The sequence below is a fragment of the Streptomyces sp. NPDC018947 genome, from assembly GCF_044390505.1.
Lineage (GTDB): Bacteria > Actinomycetota > Actinomycetes > Streptomycetales > Streptomycetaceae > Streptomyces.
In genome coordinates, this window is the sequence record NZ_JBIRZD010000013.1 from 134,351 (window position 1) to 153,634 (window position 19,284).

General features: G+C 73.3%; 19 protein-coding genes and 1 tRNA gene. 8 read left to right on the plus strand and 12 right to left on the minus strand.

The annotated features are described in order from the left end of the window. Positions 1-46 precede the first annotated feature (46 nt). From efeB to ACH499_RS24265, 6 genes are all read right to left on the minus strand, one after another. Positions 47-1,348 (minus strand): iron uptake transporter deferrochelatase/peroxidase subunit, encoded by a 1,302-nt coding sequence (gene efeB / locus ACH499_RS24240; RefSeq protein ID WP_399018284.1) that lies wholly within the window; start codon positions 1,346-1,348, stop codon positions 47-49. Positions 1,349-1,356: 8 nt separating this feature from the next. Then, positions 1,357-3,468 (minus strand): copper resistance protein CopC, encoded by a 2,112-nt coding sequence (locus ACH499_RS24245; RefSeq protein ID WP_399018286.1) that lies wholly within the window; start codon positions 3,466-3,468, stop codon positions 1,357-1,359. A 13-nt stretch (positions 3,469-3,481) separates the two neighbouring features. Next, a complete protein-coding gene (locus ACH499_RS24250) occupies positions 3,482-3,958 on the minus strand; it encodes a copper chaperone PCu(A)C (RefSeq protein ID WP_399018288.1) in 477 nt (158 codons plus the stop codon). Continuing rightward, on the minus strand, positions 3,955-4,605 hold the full coding sequence (locus ACH499_RS24255) for an SCO family protein (protein WP_356199046.1): 651 nt from the start codon (positions 4,603-4,605) through the stop codon (positions 3,955-3,957). Before ACH499_RS24255 ends, ACH499_RS24250 begins: the two co-directional genes overlap by 4 nt. Positions 4,606-4,686: 81 nt before the next feature. After that, complete coding sequence (locus ACH499_RS24260; RefSeq protein ID WP_399018290.1) at positions 4,687-5,439, minus strand: YcnI family protein; 753 nt, start codon at positions 5,437-5,439, stop codon at positions 4,687-4,689. 183 nt (positions 5,440-5,622) lie between these two features. After that, positions 5,623-6,438 (minus strand): hypothetical protein, encoded by an 816-nt coding sequence (locus ACH499_RS24265; RefSeq protein ID WP_399018292.1) that lies wholly within the window; start codon positions 6,436-6,438, stop codon positions 5,623-5,625. 265 nt (positions 6,439-6,703) lie between these two features. On the opposite strand from ACH499_RS24265, the gene ACH499_RS24270 reads away from it, so the two are divergent. After that, positions 6,704-7,165, plus strand: coding sequence for an ATP-binding protein (locus ACH499_RS24270; RefSeq protein WP_356199050.1), 462 nt, complete (start codon positions 6,704-6,706; stop codon positions 7,163-7,165). A gap of 128 nt (positions 7,166-7,293) precedes the next feature. Here the strand turns inward: ACH499_RS24270 and ACH499_RS24275 are convergent, their stop codons facing one another. Beyond that, positions 7,294-8,748, minus strand: a complete 1,455-nt coding sequence (locus ACH499_RS24275; protein WP_356199052.1) for an aminopeptidase P family protein — start codon at positions 8,746-8,748, stop codon at positions 7,294-7,296. Positions 8,749-8,845: 97 nt separating this feature from the next. Beyond that, the gene (locus ACH499_RS24280; protein ID WP_399018294.1) at positions 8,846-10,261 is read right to left on the minus strand and encodes a PP2C family protein-serine/threonine phosphatase; all 1,416 of its coding nucleotides are present in this window, start codon (positions 10,259-10,261) and stop codon (positions 8,846-8,848) included. A gap of 616 nt (positions 10,262-10,877) precedes the next feature. Between ACH499_RS24280 and ACH499_RS24285 the strand changes: the two genes are divergently transcribed. Together ACH499_RS24285 and ACH499_RS24290 are read left to right on the plus strand one after the other, a co-directional pair. Next, positions 10,878-11,543, plus strand: a complete 666-nt coding sequence (locus ACH499_RS24285; RefSeq protein ID WP_399018296.1) for a bifunctional DNA primase/polymerase — start codon at positions 10,878-10,880, stop codon at positions 11,541-11,543. A 56-nt stretch (positions 11,544-11,599) separates the two neighbouring features. Next, complete coding sequence (locus ACH499_RS24290; protein WP_399018298.1) at positions 11,600-12,241, plus strand: hypothetical protein; 642 nt, start codon at positions 11,600-11,602, stop codon at positions 12,239-12,241. A gap of 244 nt (positions 12,242-12,485) precedes the next feature. On the opposite strand, the gene ACH499_RS24295 is transcribed toward ACH499_RS24290, so the two are convergent. Together ACH499_RS24295 and ACH499_RS24300 are read right to left on the minus strand one after the other, a co-directional pair. Next, positions 12,486-13,451, minus strand: coding sequence for a DUF5926 family protein (locus ACH499_RS24295; RefSeq protein ID WP_356199059.1), 966 nt, complete (start codon positions 13,449-13,451; stop codon positions 12,486-12,488). Positions 13,452-13,694: 243 nt separating this feature from the next. Further along, on the minus strand, positions 13,695-14,246 hold the full coding sequence (locus ACH499_RS24300; protein ID WP_399018300.1) for an ATP-binding protein: 552 nt from the start codon (positions 14,244-14,246) through the stop codon (positions 13,695-13,697). On the opposite strand from ACH499_RS24300, the gene ACH499_RS24305 reads away from it, so the two are divergent. Further along, entirely contained in the window at positions 14,203-14,328 is a 126-nt protein-coding gene (locus ACH499_RS24305; protein WP_356199203.1) for a hypothetical protein, read from the plus strand. The genes ACH499_RS24300 and ACH499_RS24305 overlap by 44 nt on opposite strands. A gap of 131 nt (positions 14,329-14,459) precedes the next feature. Here ACH499_RS24305 and ACH499_RS24310 read toward each other — a convergent pair whose 3' ends face one another. Next, complete coding sequence (locus ACH499_RS24310) at positions 14,460-15,287, minus strand: glycerophosphodiester phosphodiesterase (protein WP_356199063.1); 828 nt, start codon at positions 15,285-15,287, stop codon at positions 14,460-14,462. Positions 15,288-15,562: 275 nt separating this feature from the next. Here ACH499_RS24310 and ACH499_RS24315 point away from each other — a divergent pair, with 275 nt between their 5' ends. Then, on the plus strand, positions 15,563-17,032 hold the full coding sequence (locus tag ACH499_RS24315; RefSeq protein ID WP_399018302.1) for a S1C family serine protease: 1,470 nt from the start codon (positions 15,563-15,565) through the stop codon (positions 17,030-17,032). Positions 17,033-17,116: 84 nt separating this feature from the next. Then, positions 17,117-17,201: transfer RNA gene (locus ACH499_RS24320), tRNA-Ser, on the plus strand. A gap of 129 nt (positions 17,202-17,330) precedes the next feature. Here the strand turns inward: ACH499_RS24320 and ACH499_RS24325 are convergent. Beyond that, the gene (locus tag ACH499_RS24325; protein ID WP_399018304.1) at positions 17,331-17,798 is read right to left on the minus strand and encodes a hypothetical protein; all 468 of its coding nucleotides are present in this window, start codon (positions 17,796-17,798) and stop codon (positions 17,331-17,333) included. A gap of 228 nt (positions 17,799-18,026) precedes the next feature. On the opposite strand from ACH499_RS24325, the gene ACH499_RS24330 reads away from it, so the two are divergent. Together ACH499_RS24330 and ACH499_RS24335 are read left to right on the plus strand one after the other, a co-directional pair. Beyond that, complete coding sequence (locus ACH499_RS24330) at positions 18,027-18,215, plus strand: hypothetical protein (protein WP_399018306.1); 189 nt, start codon at positions 18,027-18,029, stop codon at positions 18,213-18,215. Between the two features lie 56 nt (positions 18,216-18,271). Next, a complete protein-coding gene (locus ACH499_RS24335) occupies positions 18,272-19,261 on the plus strand; it encodes a DUF4232 domain-containing protein (RefSeq protein WP_399018307.1) in 990 nt (329 codons plus the stop codon). Positions 19,262-19,284: the final 23 nt, after the last annotated feature.

The following is a 19,284-nucleotide window of genomic DNA, read 5'->3' on the forward strand; positions in this document are numbered from 1 at the left end:
GCTTCCGCGGACCTCCACACCATGGGGCGAAGCGCGCGGTGCCGGGTCATCCCTCGAGCAGCCGCTGCCCCACGTACTCTCCCTGCGCGGCACCGCCCGGCACGGCGAACAGGCCGCTGGCCTCGTGCCGGACGAACGGCGTCAGCGCGTCCCCGCGGTCCAGCTTGCGCTGCACCGGGACGAAGCCGCGCAGGGGGTCGGCCTGCCAGCAGATGAAGAGGAGGCCCGCGTCAGGGACGCCGTCGGCGTCGAAGCCGTCGTGGTACGAGAACGGGCGGCGCAGCAGGGTGGCGCCGCCGTTCTGGTCGGGGCGGGTGATGCGGGCATGGGCGTTGATCGGGACGACCAGCTTCCCGGAGCCGTCCGTCTTCTCCAGGTCCATCTCGGTCGTCTCGGTGCCACCGGACAGCGGCGCACCGTCGGACTTGCGGCGACCGATGACGTCCTCCTGGGCCCTGGCGGAGAGCTTCTCCCAGTCGTCGAGGAGCATGCGGATCCGGCGCACGACGACGTAGGAGCCGTTCGCCATCCAGGCGGGCTCGCCGGACTCGGGCACGAAGACGTGCTGGTCGAAGCCGGGGTCGGCCGGCTTGGGGTTGCGGGTGCCGTCGACCTGGCCCATGAGGTTGCGGGTGGTCATGGGGTGGGTGGTGGCGCCCGGCGAGCGGTTGAAGCCGTTCATCTGCCAGCGGACGCGGGCGGCCGAGCCGGCGTCCCGCTGGATCGCGCGCAGGGCGTGGAAGGCGACCAGCGCGTCGTCGGCGCCGATCTGCACCCACAGGTCACCGTTGCTGCGGGCTTTGTCGAGGCGGTCGGAGGAGAAGTCGGGCAGGGGGTCGAGGGCGGCCGGGCGCTGCTTCTCAAGCCCTGTCCGGCCGAAGAAGCCGTGGCCGAACCCGAAGGTGACGGTCAGGGACGAGGGGCCCGCGTCCCGGGCGACGTCCGTGTCACCGGACGCGGCCGGCTCGCCCGCCATCAGCCGGCGGGCGGTGTCGGACCAGCGGCGCAGCAGCGCGGCGGCCTCCTTGCGCCCGGCGCCGGGCATCAGGTCGAAGGCCACGAGGTGGCCGCGAGCCTGCATCGGGGTGGTGATGCCGGGCTGATGTTTCCCGTGAAACATCGCCTGCCCGCTGCCCAGCGAGGTGAGCGGAGTGGCCGTGGCGGTGGGTGCGGTGGCATATCCCACGGCACCGCCCGCCGCACCGAGGGCGAGCCCGGTGGCGCCGGCGGTGCCGAGCAGCCGCCGTCGGGAGATGCCCTGGCGCGACGGCGCGTCGCCGGGACCGTGCGGACGGGTGCCCTCGGGCGCCTCGGGGGTGCGGGCCTCCGGGATGGACTGGTCAGGCATGGTGCGGTTCAGCCGATCTGCGCGTTCTTGGAGATGGTCACCTGGTCGATGTCGGACGTGCGCACGGTCACGGCGACCTTCCAGTCGCCGGCCATCGGGATCTGCACCCCGTCCGCGGACCAGTGTCCGGTGCTGATGTGTTCGGGCGCGACGGGCAGCGGCCCGATGTCCTTGGCCTCGAGGGTGAGGGCGACCTTGACCTCGGGGATGTCGAAGGCTTGGCCGTCCGGACGCTCGACGTAGAGGTGCATGCTGTTGCCGCCGACCCGGGCGGGCTCGATGTCGACGCGTACGACACCCTTGCCGTTGGCGCTGCCGGTGTCGAAGGGCATGTCCAGGGTGACGGTTCCGGACGTCGCGGTGGCGGAGGAGGACCGGCCGGCGGCCTGGGCCTCCTGCTCGGTGCGGCCCGGCTCGGTCTGGGTCAGCACGGTGGTGACGGCGAGCAGGACGACGGCGACGCCCGCTTCGGCGAGGACGGAACGGCGTAGCCCGAAGCGGTGGGGATCGGCGTCCCGCAGCCGCTTGCGCCGGGCGGTGTCCATGGCGGCCCGCTGCCGGGCGAGCTGCGCGGCACGCCGGGAGTCGGCGGAGCCCTTGGCGCCCTCGCCTCCCGTCGCGCCCCCGGCCTTCGAACCACCGTCCGTCGCATCCCCGGCCTTCGAACCACCGTCCGTCGCGCCCCCGTCCTCCGGAGCGTCGCCCGCCGGTACGCCGTCCCCCGCGTCCGTGCCCTTCACCGCCCCGGGGGTGCCGGACGCGTCCGCCGAGCCGCCCGCCCCCTCCGGCGTCTCCGCCCCTCGGGCGTCTTCCGCCGCACCCCCGAGTGCCGCGCCGACCTGCTGCTTCTCCCGTTCCCGCTTCTCCGGTTCCGGGGCGGCGGCCGGCGCCGTCAGGGTCAGTCGCGCCGTCCACCGACGCGAGAGGTACGCGACGCCGACCATCACCACGACCAGGGCGATCTTGACGAGGAGTAGTTGTCCGTAGCGGGTGTCGGTCAGCGCCGACCAGGAGCCGAGCTGGCGCCAGGACTGGTAGACGCCGGTGAGCACGAGCGCGACCACGCTGCCGAAGGCGACCGCGGAGAACCGGCTCACGGCGGAGGCGGGCACGGGCATGTCCGCGGGCGCCCGGTAGAGCGCGGTGAGCAGGGCCGTGAGTCCGCCGAGCCAGCCGGCGACGGCCAGCAGATGGACGACGTCGACGGGCATGGCGAGGCCCGCCTGCAGACCGACGGAGGCGTGCTCGGACAGCGCCCAGGTCGCGGCCAGTCCGGCCGCCACGACGCTCCCGCCGACCGCGAGCCCGAAGGTGAGGTCCCGCTTCTCCGCGTCCTCGCGCTTGTCGTACGCGCCGAAGAGGACGGCGAGGAACAGGGCCGCCGCGGCGAGCAGCAGCAGCCGGGAGACCAGCGAGGCGCCGGTCTTGGTCTGGAGGACCTGACCGAGCAGGCCCAGGTCGAAGACGTCCCCGGCCTTCCCCGAGCCCGTGTAGGAGCCGCGCAGCAGGAGCAGCAGAAGGGTGCCGGCGGTCAGCACGAGCCATCCGGCGACGACGAGCCGCTGGAGGACCCGCACCCCGGCGCCGCGCGGCCAGCAGGCGAGGACGAAGGCGGCGCCGCCCGCCAGCACGGCGAATCCGGCGTAGGACACGTACCTCCCCAGCCCGTAGAGCCAGCCGACGATGCCGCCGCCCGCCTCCTGACCGGAGAGGGAGACGGAGGTCTCGGACGGGGCGCCGATGGAGAAGGTGTAGGCGCCGGCGACGGGGTGGCTGTCGGCGGAGACGACCTGGTAGGCCACCGTGTACGTGCCGTCGGGCAGCCCGGCGTGCAGCTTCACGGTGTAGTCCGTGCCGCCCCTGCCGACGGGTTCGCCCTCGTCGACGCGGGCGCCCTTGGGGTCGAGGACGCGCAGCGAGTCGTCGTCCACGGAGACCGCTTCGGAGAAGGTGAGCGACACCTGGGCCGGGGCCTTGTCGACCACCGCCCCCTGCTGGGGGTCGCTGCCGGTCAGCGCGGCGTGCGCGGAGGCCGGGCCGGCGGCGGCGAGCAGCGCGCAGGCCGCGGCCAGGAGCAGCAGCACCAGGGTCCGGACGCGCGGGGCGATGGTCTGCGTCAAGGTGGTCCCTCCCTCAGTGTCCGGAGTGTCCGTCGGCGGGCCGGTACGTGGCCGGCTTGACGGGCATCTCGACCGTGACGGGGTCGGAGTGGGCGAAGTGGAGTTCGACGGAGACCGTCTCACCCTCTTCGAACCGGCGCGTCAGCTTCTCGAACATCAGATGGTTCCCGCCGCTCTGGAGCACGAGCTCGCCGTGCGCGGGCACGGGCAGGCGGTCGGCCTTCTTCATCACGCCGCCGGTGGTCTCGTGCACGGTCACCTCGCCGGCCGCGCTGGTGACGGACGTCAGTTCGTCCTCCGCGCCGCCCTTGTTGGTGATGGTCAGGAACCCGGCCGCCATGGTGGCGGAGACCGGCCGCGGTATGTAGGCGCCGCCGACGGAGAGTTCGGCCGCCGAGGACGCGTCGGAGCCGGAGCCGCCGCAGCCCGCGAGGACCAGGGCGCCGATCAGCGCCGCCGCCGACGCCGCCGCGGCGGGGCGGCCGGTCATGGCTTCTCCCCCTTGACGATCTTGGGGAGGTCCTTCGTGTAGTCCTCCACCGTGGCGTCCTCGCCGTAGAGGACGTACCCGGCGTCGGTCTTCGGGGAGAAGGCGATCACCTGGGTGCCGTGCATCGAGACGACGTTGCCGTCCTTGTCCTTGGTCGGCGGGTCGATGGAGATGCCGAGGGTGCGGGCGCCGGCCTGGATGGTGTCGAACTCGCCGGTCAGGCCGACGATCTTCGGGTCGATGCCCTTGAGCCAGGTGCCGAGCGCGGCGGGGGTGTCCCGCTCGGGGTCGGTGGTGACGAACACGACGCGCAGCGCGTCCTGCTCCGCCTGGGAGAGCTGCTTCTTCGCCACGGCGAGGTTGTTCATGGTCAGCGGGCACACGTCGGGGCAGTGGGTGTAGCCGAAGTAGATCAGCGTGGGCTTGCCCGCGGTCTGCTCGCGCAGGTCGTACTTCTTGCCCTGGGTGTCGGTGAGGACCAGGTCCGGCTTCTCGAAGGGCTTGTCGAGGACGGTGGCCGCCTTCTGGGCGGTGTCCTCGGACACCATGGTGACGGGCTTGTCGCCGTCGGACCCGCTGCCGCAGGCGGAGAGGGTGAGGGTGGCGGCGGCGAGCAGGGCGGCCGCGGCGAATGTCTTCTTGCGCATAGAGAAATGTCCCAGATGTGATGTGCCCCGGTGCGGGCCGGGGTCCTGGACGGGACCCCGGCCCACACCGGTGGGGTGCGATTACGCGGACGCGCCGGTGTTCCGGCGGCGTCCGGCGAGGACGCCGTACGCGACGCCCGCCGCGCCGACGACGATGCCGACGACGCCGAGGACGCGGGCGGTCGTGTCACTGCTGTCACCGGAGTCGCCGGAGGCGGAGGCGGCGGTCTCGGTCTTGCCGTCGGCCGAGGCGCTCTCGGCGCCGGCCTTCGCGCCCGCCGTGCCGTGGGCGTCGTCCTCGGCGGCGGACAGGGCGAGCACGGGCGCCGGCTTGTCGGGCTCCTCCTGGCCCTCCTGCGGCACCTCGATCCAGCGCACGACCTCCTTGTCGGAGTACGTCTGGATCGCCTTGAAGACCAGCTCGTCGGTGTCCTCGGGCAGGGCGCCCACGGACAGCGGGAACTTCTGGAAGTAGCCGGGCTCGATGCCCTTGCCCTCGGCGGTCCAGGTCACCTTGGTGACGGCCTTGGTGAGCTTCTCGCCGTGCGACTCCAGCGGCTTGTCCAGCTCGGACTTGGTGACCTCGACCTTCCAGCCCGGGACCGGCTGAGGCATCACGGACGCCAGCGGGTGGTCGGCCGGGAGGTTGATCTCCAGCTTGGTGGTGGAGGCGTCGTCACGCTCGTTGGGGACCTTGAAGTCGACCACCGCGTAGCCGCCCTTGGCCGCCGGGCCCTGCGGCTGCACGCTGACGTGAGCGAAGGCGGGGACGGACAGGGCGAGGACGGCGATGCCGGCCGCGGAGCCGGCGGCGGCGATACGGGAAACCTTCATGAACGGAGTACTCCGCTTCGTGTGAGGACCGGCGACGTGCCGGTGCCAGGAGTGACCGGGGGAAAGGCGCGCACGTGACCGCGTGGGAACGCGCACGCACGCGTGCCGCACGACGGCGGCCCCTCCTCCGGCACTCCGGCCCGGAAGGGCGGAAGCGGAACGGCAGTCGGTGGTCGCGTCGTGTCAGGCGGCGAGGGCGAAGGCGCTCGGCGGACCCCGCCTGATCACCGTGTGCTGGAGATCGGTGGTGCGCGGCCGGGCGGGCACCACCAGCGCGGTGCGCGGCGGACGCGGACCGGTGCGGGGCGCGCACGCGAGCCCGCGGTGCAGGGCGCGTACCAGCGCGAGCGCACCGCGCAGGGCGCGCACGAGCGCCCCCTCGGCCACCGCGTGGGCCGAGTGCGCCGACAGCGACACGAGCCGTGCCACGGCCAGGTCCCCGCGCCGCAGCAGCCAGCCCGCGGCGAGCGCCGCGAGGACGTGGCCGAGCAGCATCGGCAGGGACGGCAGCAGAGAGGCAGACGGGTCGGCCGCGGCGGACAGTGCGTCCGCCGGGTGGTGCGCCGCGCCGGTGCCGGGCGCGACCCGCGCGTCGGTGAGGATCCGCTGGGCCTGGGCCGGGCTGATCGCCGCCGCGGTGGTCCCGCACACCAGCCGTGCCGCCTGCTGGACGAGTGAGGCGTCGGACGGCACGCCGCCTGCGGCGGACGCCACCGAGGCTCCGTGCTGGCCCAGCCCGAACAGCGTGTGCAGGGCGGTCTGCCCGACCGTCAGCAGCACCGCGATCCCGGGCAGCGAGCGTTCGCGCCCGGCGAGGGGTGCCGCGACCAGGACCGTCCCGAGGAATCCCGCGCCCAGCGCCCACAGGGGCACGGCGGCGCAGGAGGCCAGCGTGTGCCCCGCCGCGGCCAGCACGACGCAGACCGCGGCGAACACCGCGGCCCGCAGGATCCGGAGGTCGTTCCCGGAGCGCGCCGAAGGCGGGTGGGGGGCAGTCATGGCGGGCTCATCATCGCACTGGCCGCCCCCGCGCCGTACGGCAGGTCCACAAGATGCCGTACGACCGGATGGTCACCCTCTGGTGCGAGCCGCCCCACATGCACCGGTCAGCCGTCCCCGGGCACAGGTCGGCCGTCCCGCATACACCGATCACCGGGACGGACGCATCCGCCGTCCGGGCGGTCCGTTGCGGACACTGCGCTTACGCCCGGGCACGGGGGGCAATACGTAACGGTATGTCGAGCCGCGGCCGGGAGGCTGGAGCATGAGCATCTGGTGGTCACTCCATCTGCGGCGCGAGGCTGCGAGCGTGCCGCTGGCCCGCCGCCTGCTGCTCGGCACGATGGAGACCGCGGGCGTCGACCCGGACATCTCCTTCGACCTCTCGGTCGCCCTCAGCGAGGCCTGTGCCAACGCCGTCGAGCACGGCGGGGACGACGCGTCCGGCGGCCCCTCACAGGCGTACCGGGTCACGGCCTACCTCGACGGCGAGCGGTGCCGCATCGAGGTCGCCGACACCGGACCCGGCTTCGACGCCGGCGCGGACCGGCCGGGCCCACCGGCCCGCACGGCACCCGCCGACGCCGAGCACGGGCGCGGCCTGTGTCTGATCCGGGAGCTCGCCGACCACGTCCACATCGGCAGCGCGCCGGGCCGGGCGGGGGCCGTGGTGAGCTTCGACAAGATCCTCAAGTGGCGCGAGGACGCGCCTCTCGTGGCGGTCTGACGGGCACCGCCCCGCTCGGCGCGCCTCTTCCCGCACCCGGCGCGCCCGCGCCGAAAGACCTGGTCCGAAACCCCGGTGCATGCCGATGGCCGGGCACCCGGTACGGTGCCCGGCCATCGGTGCGCGGGTCAGCCCTTCAGCGAGGCCATCCAGGCCTCGACCTCGTCCGACCGGCGCGGCAGCGCGGCGGACAGGTTCCGGTTGCCGTCCTCGGTGACCAGGATGTCGTCCTCGATCCGGACGCCGATGCCCCGGTACTCCTCGGGCACGGTCAGGTCGTCGGCCTGGAAGTACAGACCGGGCTCGACCGTGAGGACCATGCCGGGCTCCAGGGTGCCGTCGACATAGGTCTCCACGCGCGCGGCGGCGCAGTCGTGGACGTCCATGCCGAGCATGTGGCCGGTGCCGTGCAGCGTCCAGCGGCGCTGCAGCCCCAGCTCCAGCACCCGCTCGACCGGGCCCTCGACCAGGCCCCACTCGACGAGCCGCTCGGCCAGCACACGCTGGGCGGCGTCGTGGAAGTCGCGGTACTTGGCACCCGGCTTCACCGCCGCGATGCCGGCCTCCTGGGCGTCGTAGACCGCGTCGTAGATCTTCTTCTGCAGCTCGCTGTACGTGCCGTTGACCGGCAGCGTGCGCGTGACGTCGGCGGTGTAGTACGTGTGCGTCTCCACGCCCGCGTCCAGGAGCAGCAGGTCACCGGAGCGGACCGGGCCGTCGTTGCGGACCCAGTGCAGGGTGCAGGCGTGCGGGCCGGCGGCGCAGATGGAGCCGTAGCCGACGTCGTTGCCCTCCACGCGCGCGCGGAGGAAGAAGGTGCCCTCGATGTAGCGCTCGCTGGTCGCCTCGGCCTTGTCGAGGACCTTCACGACGTCCTCGAAGCCGCGCACGGTGGAGTCGACGGCCTTCTGCAGCTCGCCGACCTCGAACGCGTCCTTGACCAGGCGGGCCTCCGACAGGAAGACGCGCAGCTCCTCGTCGCGCTCGGCGGTGACCTTGTCGGTCAGCGCCGCCTCGACGCCGGCGTCGTAGCCGCGCACGACGCGCACCGGGCCGGTGGCCTCGCGCAGCGCGTCGGCGAGTTCGCGGACGTCGGCGGCGGGGATGCCGTACAGCTTCTCCGCCTCGGTGAGGGAGTTGCGGCGGCCGACCCACAGCTCGCCCTGGCCGTCGAGCCAGAACTCGCCGTTCTCGCGGTTCGAGCGGGGCAGCAGGTAGATCGTCGCGGTGTGGCCGTCGGCCGTGGGCTCCAGGACCAGGACGCCGTCCTCGGTCTGGTTGCCGGTGAGGTACGCGTACTCGACCGAGGCGCGGAAGGAGTACTCCGTGTCGTTCGAGCGGGTCTTCAGGTTGCCCGCGGGAATCACCAGGCGCTCGCCCGGGAAGCGGGCGGAGAGCGCGGCGCGGCGGGCGGCGGTCTCGGCGGCCTGGGGGATCGGCCGCAGGTCGTGCAGCTCGGTGTCGGCCCAGCCGGACTTCATGTTCTCGGCCAGCTCGTCGGACACGCCCGGGTACAGGCCGTTCTTGCGCTGCTTGACCGGCTCGGTCTCTTCCGGGGTCTCCGGTGTGAGCTCCTCCGCCACGGTGATCCTCCTCGATACGGCACTGGACCTCCCCATCGTACGGTCGTGCGGAAGGGGGCCCAGGGCCGAAGGACCTGTTACACGAGGCGGCGGCGCCTCACTGGTCGAAGCGGACCGCCAGCAGCACCACGTCCTCCTCGCAGTCCGCGTCGGCCGCGCCGTCCGGCAGCACCGTGCGCAGCACGTGGTCGGCCACGGCGTCCGGGTCGTGGCGCTTGGCGCGCGGCACGCCGGCCGCGGCGGCGTGCAGCCGGGCGAAGGCGCGGTCGACCGGGTCGCCGGTGCGGTGCAGCAGGCCGTCGGTGTAGAGCAGGACCGTCTCTCCCGGTTCGGCCTGCAACTCCACGCTCGGCGCCTCCCAGCAGGCGAGCATCCCCAGCGGTGCGGAGACGGAGGTCTCGACGAACTCGGTGCGCCGCTCGCCGATCAGCAGCGGCGGGCTGTGCCCGGCCCCGGCCAGGGTGATCCGGCGCAGCGCGGGCTCGCAGTAGCCGAACAGGGCGGTGGCCGAGCGGGCCGGCTCGGTGAGCCGCAGCAGCAGCTCCAGGTCGGACAGGACCGCGACCGGGTCCTCCCCCTCCATCACGGCGTACGCCCTCAGGGACGCGCGCAGCCGGCCGGTGGCGGCGACCGCGCTGGGCCCGGAACCGGTGACCGAGCCGACGGCCAGGCCGAGCGCGGCGTCCGGCAGCGGCAGGGCGTCGTACCAGTCACCGCCGCCGCGCGGGCCGGTGCGGCGGCGGGCGGCGAGCTGCACACCGGGCACCCGCGGCAGGCGCGAGGGCAGCAGCTCCTCCGTCATGGTCGCCATGCGCGTGCGCGTGCGCTCGACCTCCAGGAGCCGGGCCAGGTGCTCGGCGGCGTTGCGGGTGTAGAGACCGGCGAGGTGGCGCTGCCGTTCGCGCGGTTCGGCGGGTTCGTCGTAGAGCCATACGGCGGCCCCGAGGCGCCCGGTGCGCTCGGTGGACAGGGGAAGCGCGTAGCTGGCGGCGTAACCGAGGCGGGCGGCGACCTCGCGGTGGCGGGGGTCGAGGCCCTTCTCGGAGAACAGGTCGGGCTCGGCGATGCCGCCCTCGGCGACCGGCGGCCCGGCGGACGCGTCCAGCAGACGTCCGTACGACAGCGCGCTGCGCGGCACGGTCTCGATGTGGCCGAGGTCGGCGCGGGCCAGTCCCAGGCCGGCCGTGGTGTCCGGGCCGAGTCCGTCGGCCGGTTCCAGGACGACGAGGCCGCGCCGGGCGCCCACCAGGGCGGCTCCGGCGCGCAGCAGTTCCTGCAGGGCGTCCTGGAGGCGGTCCGTGCGGGCCAGGCGCTCGGTCAGCTCGTGCAGGGTCGTCAGGTCCGATACCCAGCCGGCGAGCCGGTCCTGGAGCAGGGCGCCGGGAGCGCCGGCGGGCCGGGGGGTGTTCGGCGGGGCGGCGGGGGAGGCGTCCGCGGCGGACGCGACAGTGTGTGCGGGGGACGGCACAGTTGAATCGATTCCGGCCACTTTCGCAGGGTGCGGGGCGTTCATGGCGTCCGGCTTTCCGACCGGCGCTTACTGCGCAAAAGCATCGCAAACCCCCATGTCATTCTGCGCCGCTAGCGGTGTCTCCACATGTACACGCACTCGTAAGGAGATGTCCAGCATTGTCCTGCCGGTATTCCTGGTGTCCGTGGGGTGCGAGGGACCTCCTCCCTACCCCCTTGCGCCAAAGCGAAGTTGGCTTGAAACTGCCCCAGACGATGTCTTGTTGCGGTGTTCTGGGGGTGCTCCACGGAGCGTCACAGCGGTCGTGATGGGTACCTACTCGGTGAAGGCCAGGGGTGGCCGGGAGTCACCCGGAACCTGGTGGCGGACCCGGGCGTCCTATCCACCGACGACCGTGCCCCATCCTCCCGTGGCGGAGGCGGAGAGAAATACGCGGGACGGCAAACGCCAGACTTCGCCACCCCCGCGCCACGCCCATGCTTTTGATGAACGCAGTATGGACGCAGCCGCCGCGGACGTAGTCAGAGCTCGAAGCACAGGGGTTCCCCTTGCCCGCGGCGGGGGTGTGATGCGCCACCAGCTACGCACAGCGAAGAGATCGACACATGGTGTGAGACCACGGTGTTGCCAGGCGTGCAACGGAAAGGAACGAGCGCTCATGCGCGAGATCCTCGGAAAGCGACGCAGGCTCCTGTCCCGTCGAGGCGGCGGGCGGCCTGAGCTGATCGGCGCGGCCCTGACCTACGCGACGCAGTGGCAGTGGCCCGTACTCCCGGGCGTGGCGGCGGATCCGCAGGCGCGCTCGCGCTGCGGCTGCCCCGATCCCGAGTGCACGGTGCCGGGCGCGCATCCCTTCGATCCCGGGCTCCTCGCCGCCACCACCGACGAGCGGATGGTGCGCTGGTGGTGGACCAACCGGCCGACGGCGCCGATCGTCCTGGCCACCGGGGGCACCGCCCCGTGCGCCGTCTCCCTGCCCGCGCTGCCGGCCGCCCGTGCCCTGAGCGCGCTCGACCGCGCCGGTCTGCGGCTCGGCCCGGTGGTCGCCTCGCCCACCCGCTGGTCGCTGCTTGTGCGGCCGTACTCCATGGAGCAGTTGGGGGAACTGCTCTACGCCAAGGACTTCGTCCCCGGCTCCCTGCGCTTCCACGGTGAGGGCGGTTACCTCGCCCTGCCCCCGTCCGAGACCGGACAGGGCACGGTCCGCTGGGAGCGGGCACCGCTGCCCGGCTCCGCCTCGCCCTGGGTGCCCGACGTGGAGGCCGTGGTGGACGCGGTGGTCGACGCCCTCACTCGTACGGGTGTGAGCGCCCCCGAGTTGTAGGGGTGTCGGGCGCGGGCGGAAGTCGGCGCCCGCCCGTGGTCGTTATCGTCCGCTCCATGCCGCTTCATGTCGGGGCGCACCGCGCCGCGAGGACGCGCCGCCGTGGATGGCGCCGCCGCCCCTTCTGCCGCCGGGGACGTCTCTTCGGTCTCGCCGGTGTCGTGGCGTGCGCGGTGGTGCTGCCCTTCGCGGTGGCGTCCGCGGGGCCCGCGGCCAACGGGACGAAGGACGGGCAGGCCGCCGGCGCGCGTCTGCTCCCGGGGGCCGGCGACGGCAAGGCGCCCGGGGGTGCCGGTGCCGCCCCGCCGTCCTCGGCCGGGTCCGGCCGCACCGTCCTGCCGCCGGGCCTGGCCACCGCCGTGCGCTGCGGCCCCGAACTCACCTCGCCCGAGGGGGTCGAGGCGCAGACCTGTGTCCTGACGCAGGGCACCGAGACCTGGGCACGGACCTACTACCGCAATGTGACCGGCGCCCCGGTGGAGACCGCGCTGAGCCTCCTCGGCCCCGGCGGCCGCAGTGTGCGCACGGTCTGCGCGGTGGGTGCCGAGGACGCGCCGGGCATGTGCGAGACCCCTCGGGAGCGGATGCGGGGCGAGCCGGCCGAGTACACCGCGGTCGCGGAAGTCGCGGGCCGGGCCGACTACGGGCCGTTGCTGCTGCGTACCGGGAGCAACTCCCGCCCGGGAACAGCCGGTTGACGGGTGGCTGCGCTGCGTGTGCGTCCGGGCACACGCAAAGGCCCGGTTGCTGGCGACGGGGGATGCACCAGCAACCGGGCTACGGGAACGGTAACAAGAGATCGGCTGTTAGCAAATTCGATCTCCTGTTTTCCGGTCACCGACTGGCGTGCCTTTGGGGCGAGTTATGACCGTAGGCACCCATTGCGGTCCCGCTCCCCGGGCGACCGTCGGATTCGGCCGGAGAGCGGGCACCCGGCCCCGGTCAGCTCAGGGTGACCTGCCGGTTGGTCAGGCCGCCGCGGGCCCGGCGCTCCTCCGGGGTCAGCGGCGCGTCGCTCGCCAGGGCCTCGGCGAGGCGCTCGGCGAACTCGGCCGCCGGCTTCTCCACGTCCTCGGCGGTGACCCCGCTCGGCAGGTCCCAGACCGGGACCGTGAGTCCGTGAGCACGGAAGGAACCCACGAGCCGGGTGCCCTCGCCGAGGCTGGACCGGCCGGCCGCGTGCAGCCGGGCGAGAGCGTCCAGAAGCCGCTCCTCCTCGTGCGGCATGACCCACCGCAGGTGGTTCTTCTCCGGCGTCTCGCACCAGTAGGCGGCGTCCACGCCCTGGAGGCGGACCGTCGGGATGGCCGCGGCGTTGGCCCGCTCCAGGGACGCGGTCACGTCGGGCGTGGCGTTGTCCGGGTCCGGGACCCAGAACTCGAAGCCCTCGTGCACCACGGGCTCGAACGCCGCGTCGGCGGCGAGCAGGTCCTGGAGCCGCGGACCGTCGGCCGGCGCACGGCGCCCCTGCACCGGCGTGCCCGGCGCGGCGGTCAGGGCCCGCTGGAGGGTGTCGGCGAGGTCGCGGCTGATGTCGCCGGACGCCGTGTCGTTCTGCAGGCCGAGCAGCACCGAGCCGTCGTCGCGGCGCAGGGCCGGCCAGGCCATGGGCAGGACCGTGGCCAGCGTGACCGAGGGGACGCCCTCGGGCAGGCCGTCCTTGAGCGTCAGCCCGGCCGTGGCCGCCGGCACCAGCTCGCGCAGCGCGACCCAGTCGCACTCGCCCGGCAGTCCTTCGAACGGGCGCTGCACCAGCGCGGTCGTGGCCTGGGCCGCGGCCCGGCCGTGACAGGCCTTGTAGCGGCGGCCGCTGCCGCAGGGGCAGGGCTCGCGGGCGCCGACGACCGGGACCTCTCCGTCGGTGAGCTGGGGCCGCTTGGCCTTCGTCTGGGGTCGCTTCTTGGCCATCGTGGGTGTCTCCCGGTTACGGCTCTACTCGTACGGGCGCGAGCCTAGCCGCTCGCACTCCGGCCGACGGGAACCTGTGGACAACGGGCCGCCTGTGGACATGGCCCCACGCCCTTTGCGGGGTACGGCCCTTGGGTGCACGCCCTTCGCGCGCCACGACCCTCGCCGGGAACGGCCCGTGCCGGAAACGCCCCTCGCGGTGGCCGGGGACGTACGCCCGCGGCACGGCCACGGGCGCGCACCTCAGCCCAGATCGTCGAACGCGTCCGCGAAGCCCAGCCCGGGGATCTCCGACACCGCGGGCGCCGCGACCCGCGTGGCGAAGTCGTCCCGCCGGTGCCCGGCGTCCGGGTCGTACACGTCGTCGTGCACGACGACCCAGACCGTGACCTCTCCGCAGGCGCCGTCCCGTACTCCCCAGTCGTCGGAGAGCGCGGTGATGATGTTCAGCCCGCGGCCGCCGTGCGCGGTGACCGAGGGGGTCGCCGGTGCCGGGCGGGTCGGGCCGCCGCCGTCCGTGACCTCCACGACGAGCCTGCCGCCCGGGTCCACCCGCCACGCGGCGCGGACGTCACCGTCCCCGGCCAGGGCGTCGCCCAGCGGACGGCCGTGCTTGCACGCATTGCTCAAGAGTTCCGAAAGAACCAGTACGGCGTCGTCGATGACCGCTTCCGCCACACCGCCCGAGCGCAGTTGCTCGCGCATCCGGTGCCTTGCTTTCCCCACGCCCGCAGGGCCATGGGCAACGGCCATGCTCGACGACGTGGGCACCTCCTGTGCCACCACCAACGCCACCCCCGAGACCTCCTTCGCCCCACGCCACGGTGTGGATGCCCTCCTGGCCTGGGCCGGAAACCGGCCGGTCGCCGTCCAGTGACGCATTCGACACGACCGAACACGCACCGAACGCGCCGGAGCACTCCCCGTAATCGCATGGCCGGATTTCGACGGTGCGAACGGGGCCGGAAAACCGTCCGGCGGCCCGTCGGGGCAAGGGCTCCGGGCGGCTCAGCGTCCGAGGTGGGTGAGGACCGCGCGTGGCCGGTTGGTGATGATGGCATCGACGCCCAGACCGGCGCAGAGATCCACGTCGGCGGTCTCGTTCACCGTCCACACGTGCACCTGGTGCCCGGCCTGCTTCAGCCGCTCGACGTACGCGGGGTGGTTCCGCACGACGCGGATCGAGGGGCCCGCGATGCCGACCCCCGCCGGCAGTCGTCCGTCGCGCAGCCGGGGCGAGACGAACTGCATCAGGTAGACCGTCGGCAGCGTCGGTGACGCGGCCCGCACCCGGTGCAGCGAGCGGGCCGAGAAGCTCATCACGCGCACGGGGGACTCGTCGGCACGGGCGGGGGCGTCGAGTCCGAACCGCTTGAGGAGCAGCAGCAGCCGCTCCTCCACCTGCCCCGCCCAGCGCGTCGGATGCTTGGTCTCGATGGCCAGTTCCACCCGCCGCCCGGCGTCCGAGACCAGCTCCAGCAGCCGTTCCAGGGTGAGGACGGAGGTCTCCTCGCGGTCCTCGGGCCGGTGCTCCCAGTCGGGCTGCTCGTCCCGCGTGCGCCAGAACTCCCGTGTCCTGCGGGCGCTGAAGTCCAGCGCCGCCAGATCGGCGAGCTCCAGTGCGGAGACGGCGCCGCGGCCGTTGGACGTACGGTTGACGCGCCAGTCGTGGACACAGACGAGGTGGCCGTCGGCGGTCAGGCGTACATCGCACTCCAGGGCGTCCGCCCCGTCCTCGATCGCCTTGCGGTACGCGGCCAGGGTGTGCTCGGGGGCCTCCTCCGAGGCCCCGCGGTGGGCGACGACCTGGATCCGGTGCTGTCGTGCGTGGGTCACCGCGTCATGGTGCCACCGCGCGCGGGCAGACGTGCTGCCGAGGTCATCGGCTCGTGCCCGTTTAGTCTTGGATGACCTGTATAAAGGGCCGCCGCGGGCCCACAGCATCCGCTTATGGTGCTCTGACGGCCCGTGGGAAAAGCTGATGGCATACGAATACACATGCACGTACACATGCGCGGTCGCGTCGCGCCGGGCCGTGGAGCAGCGCGCGTGAGCGTGGCTGAGCGCGACCGGTGCGGCCCCGTGGCAGTCGTGGATCGAGGAGAGAAGCTGTGAGCACCGAGAACGAGGGCACCGAGGTACCCCCGGCCCCGTCCGCACCTCCCGTGCCGGTGGATTCTCCCGCAGCCTCCCGGCCGGCCACGCCGCCCGAGCCGGGCCGGCCGCCGTCCTCCCCGCCCGCGGGCGGGGAGCCGCACGACGATTTCCGGACAGCGGCCTCGTCCGCACAGGCGTCCCACCAGGGCGCGGCACCCCAGGGTCCCCCTCAGGGCACGTCCGCACCGGACGCCTCCTGGCCGCCGCCCCCGCCGCCGGCCGGCCCGTCGTACGGCGGCGGAGGCGGTGACGGTTCCGGCGGCGGCTGGGGATCCTCGTACCAGCCGCAGGAGCCGAAGTCCGGCCGGGGCCGCGGCGGGCTGCTCGCCTCGATCCTGATCGCCGCGCTGGTCGCGGGCGGACTGGGCGGCGGGCTCGGCTACACCCTGGCCAAGAACAACGACGAGAACGGCTCCACGACGGTCTCCGCCTCGGACACCGGCGGCTCCGTCAAGCGCGACGTGGGCACGGTCGCGGGCGTGGCCGCCAGGGCACTGCCCAGCACGGTCACCATCCAGGCCGAGGGCAGCAACGGCGAGGGCGGCACCGGCACCGGGTTCGTCTTCGACAAGCAGGGCCACATCGTCACCAACAACCACGTGGTGGCCGAGGCGGTCGACGGAGGCCGGCTCAGCGCGACCTTCCCCGACGGCAAGAAGTACGACGCCGAGGTGGTCGGCCACGCGCAGGGCTACGACGTGGCGGTCATCAAGCTCGAGAAGGCCCCGTCGGACCTGAACCCGCTGCCCCTCGGCAACTCGGACAAGGTGGCCGTGGGGGACTCGACGATCGCCATCGGCGCCCCCTTCGGTCTGTCCAACACGGTGACCACGGGCATCATCAGCGCCAAGAACCGCCCCGTGGCCTCCAGCGACGGCAGCGCCGGCAGCAAGGCGTCGTACATGAGCGCCCTCCAGACCGACGCCTCGATCAACCCGGGCAACTCCGGAGGCCCGCTGCTCGACGCGCAGGGCAACGTCATCGGGATCAACTCCGCGATCCAGTCCACGAGCAACGGCGGCCTCGGCGGCGCCGGCCAGGCGGGCTCGATCGGCCTGGGCTTCGCCATCCCGATCAACCAGGCGGAGTTCGTCGCCAAGCAGCTCATCAAGACCGGCAAGCCGGTGTACGCGAAGATCGGCGCGTCCGTCTCCCTGGAGGAGACGACGGACGGCGCGAAGATCACCGAGCAGGGCGTCGGCGGCTCCGACCCCGTCGAGCCGGGCGGCCCCGCCGCGGCCGCGGGACTCAAGCCGGGCGACGTGATCACCAAGCTCGACGACACGGTGATCGACAGCGGCCCGACCCTGATCGGCGAGATCTGGACGCACAAGCCCGGCGACAAGGTCACGGTCACCTACGAGCGCGACGGCAAGCAGCACACGACCGAACTCACCCTCGGCTCCAAGACCGGCGACGACTGACCGTCCTCGACCCCACCACGCATCCCGCGCGAGGCCGGAGGCCGGTAGGCTGTAGCCGCTCCGGCCCCGGCGGCCCGGGGCGAGGGTGGGTTGCCCGAGCGGCCTAAGGGAACGGTCTTGAAAACCGTCGTGGCGCGAGTCACCGTGGGTTCAAATCCCACACCCACCGCAGCGATTGACGGCCCCTGACCAGGCGTTACGGTCGGGGGCCGTTGCCGTGCGCGCTGCCCGCAGAACACCGCCGTTCCCCGCGGTTTCCTGGCCGATCGGGCACGGAGATCTCGCGCGTGTCGCCGCCTCAGGACCCGCTGCGAGGAGTGCGCGCCAGGACGCCGGTACCAGATGTGGGGGTTTCCGCTGTCAGGGCGAAGGGACTGATACTGAGCTGGGCGGCGACCTTCGGTGCCATGTGCGTGGTCTCCAGGGCCCACTCCTCCTCGTCCTCTTCCGTCTCGGTCGCCGCGTCCCAAGTCGTGGACAGCCCCAGTGCCTCTCGGCGGGAGCGCTCAAAGGGCAGGGGTTCACCCAGCGTCAGGTAGTGGTCCTCGCCCTCGTCCGTCTCGCAGTAGCGGCGTACGACCGCCCCTTGCTCCGCGATCAACCAGGCCGACCCGGTGCCCTGTGCGCCGTAGTAGTAAGCCTGAGCCTGTCCGTAGCGGGCGCTCAGCGCCTCACACAGGTGCAGCACATCATCCGAGCGTTCGGGGTCGCAGGGATCGCACCACCGGCCGATGACCAGGGTCCACCCGTTGAGTACCGGGCTCACGTACACCCTGCTCAGCCTCTCGGTTCCGGAATGGCTGTCCTCATCGACGGCTTCTTGCGCCTGGCTGAAAGAGGCAGGTACCGCGTCCGTCAGCCCCAGCAGGGCCATGACTCCGGGCTGATCCCCGGTCGGTACCGCGATCCAACGAAGCCAGCACGACAGAAACGGCCTGGGCCGATCGGGAGTGGATGTCGTCACGGGGACACGCTCGCACACACTTTCGAGAAGGTGAACCCTTGGATCTCGTCGCCGCCGTGGAAGCAGGGCCCCGGTGTGGTGCGGGGAGAAGAAGCGCCCCGCACCGTCCAGCAGGACGAGGCGTTCTCGGGCGTCTCCCAGTCGGCGGGGCTCCCCGTCTCGCGTGGCCGCGAGGAACCCGTCGGACCGCTCGCCGGGCGGACTGTGGCACGGATGTGACCGGAGGGGTGGCTTCCGTCACTGTCCTGGTGGGGGCGGGCTGGTGGGGTGGGGTGATGCGTACCCCCATGCCCCTCGTGGTCTCCGGCGCTCTCGTCGCCGGTCTGGTGCTCGGTGCCTGCGGCACCCGGACCGCCGGGCCGGGTGAGGAGGGCGGCGACGAGGCCGGCCGGTGCGGGACGGGGGCGATGGCCTCGCCCGGGCCGGAGGGGGCCGCGCTGGACGGGGTGCGGATCGTCGGGATGGTGGAGCGGGCCGGAGGGGGTGCCGCCCCGCCGGGCGGGAGTGCGTCCCCGAGCAGCGGCACGCGCACGGATGTGTCCGTCACGGCGGACAGCCTCCCCCGCGAGAGCGAGCCACCCGGTCCCTGTGCGCTCGCCTACACCGTGAGCAACCCGAAGGCCGAGCCCTTCACGTACACCATCACCTTCGCCCTCGTGGACGACCGGGGGCGAGCCATGTCCAGCGTCGAGGAGACCGTGACGGCCGTGGGCGCGGGGCGGACGGTGCGGCGCACTCTCGACGGCGTCGGCGGCGGGCCCCACTCGTCGCGGCAGGCGCGGATCACCGACGTGAAGCGGGTGCCCGCCGACGAGGCGCCGGCGCCCGAGGGCTCCTGCCCGGCGTCCGGGCTGCGGATCCACGCCGACGACGGGGACGCGGCCATGGGGCTGCGTGTCGTGGGGCTGCACCTGGAGAACTGCGGGAGCCGCCCGTACTCCCTGGAGGGTTACCCGGCGCTGGAGTTGCTCGACGCGGAGCTGGAGCCCGTCGAGGGCGTCCGGATCGTGCCGGGCGGCCGGGGCGTGGCCCGGGTGAGCGGGTTCGACGCGCCGCCCCGGCCGGTGACGCTGGAGCCGGGGGAGTCGGCGCGGGCCGGTCTGATGTGGCGCAACACCACGCAGGCCGGGGAGGCCGTGACCGTGCCGTACGTCCGGGTCCGGGCCCGGTCCGGTGCCGCGCCCGTGGTGATCGCGCCGCACCTCGACCTCGGCACGACGGGCAAGCTCGGGGTCGGTGCGTGGCGCGAGGACGACGCGCCGTAGGAGCCGGGCCGGTGCGCGCCGCG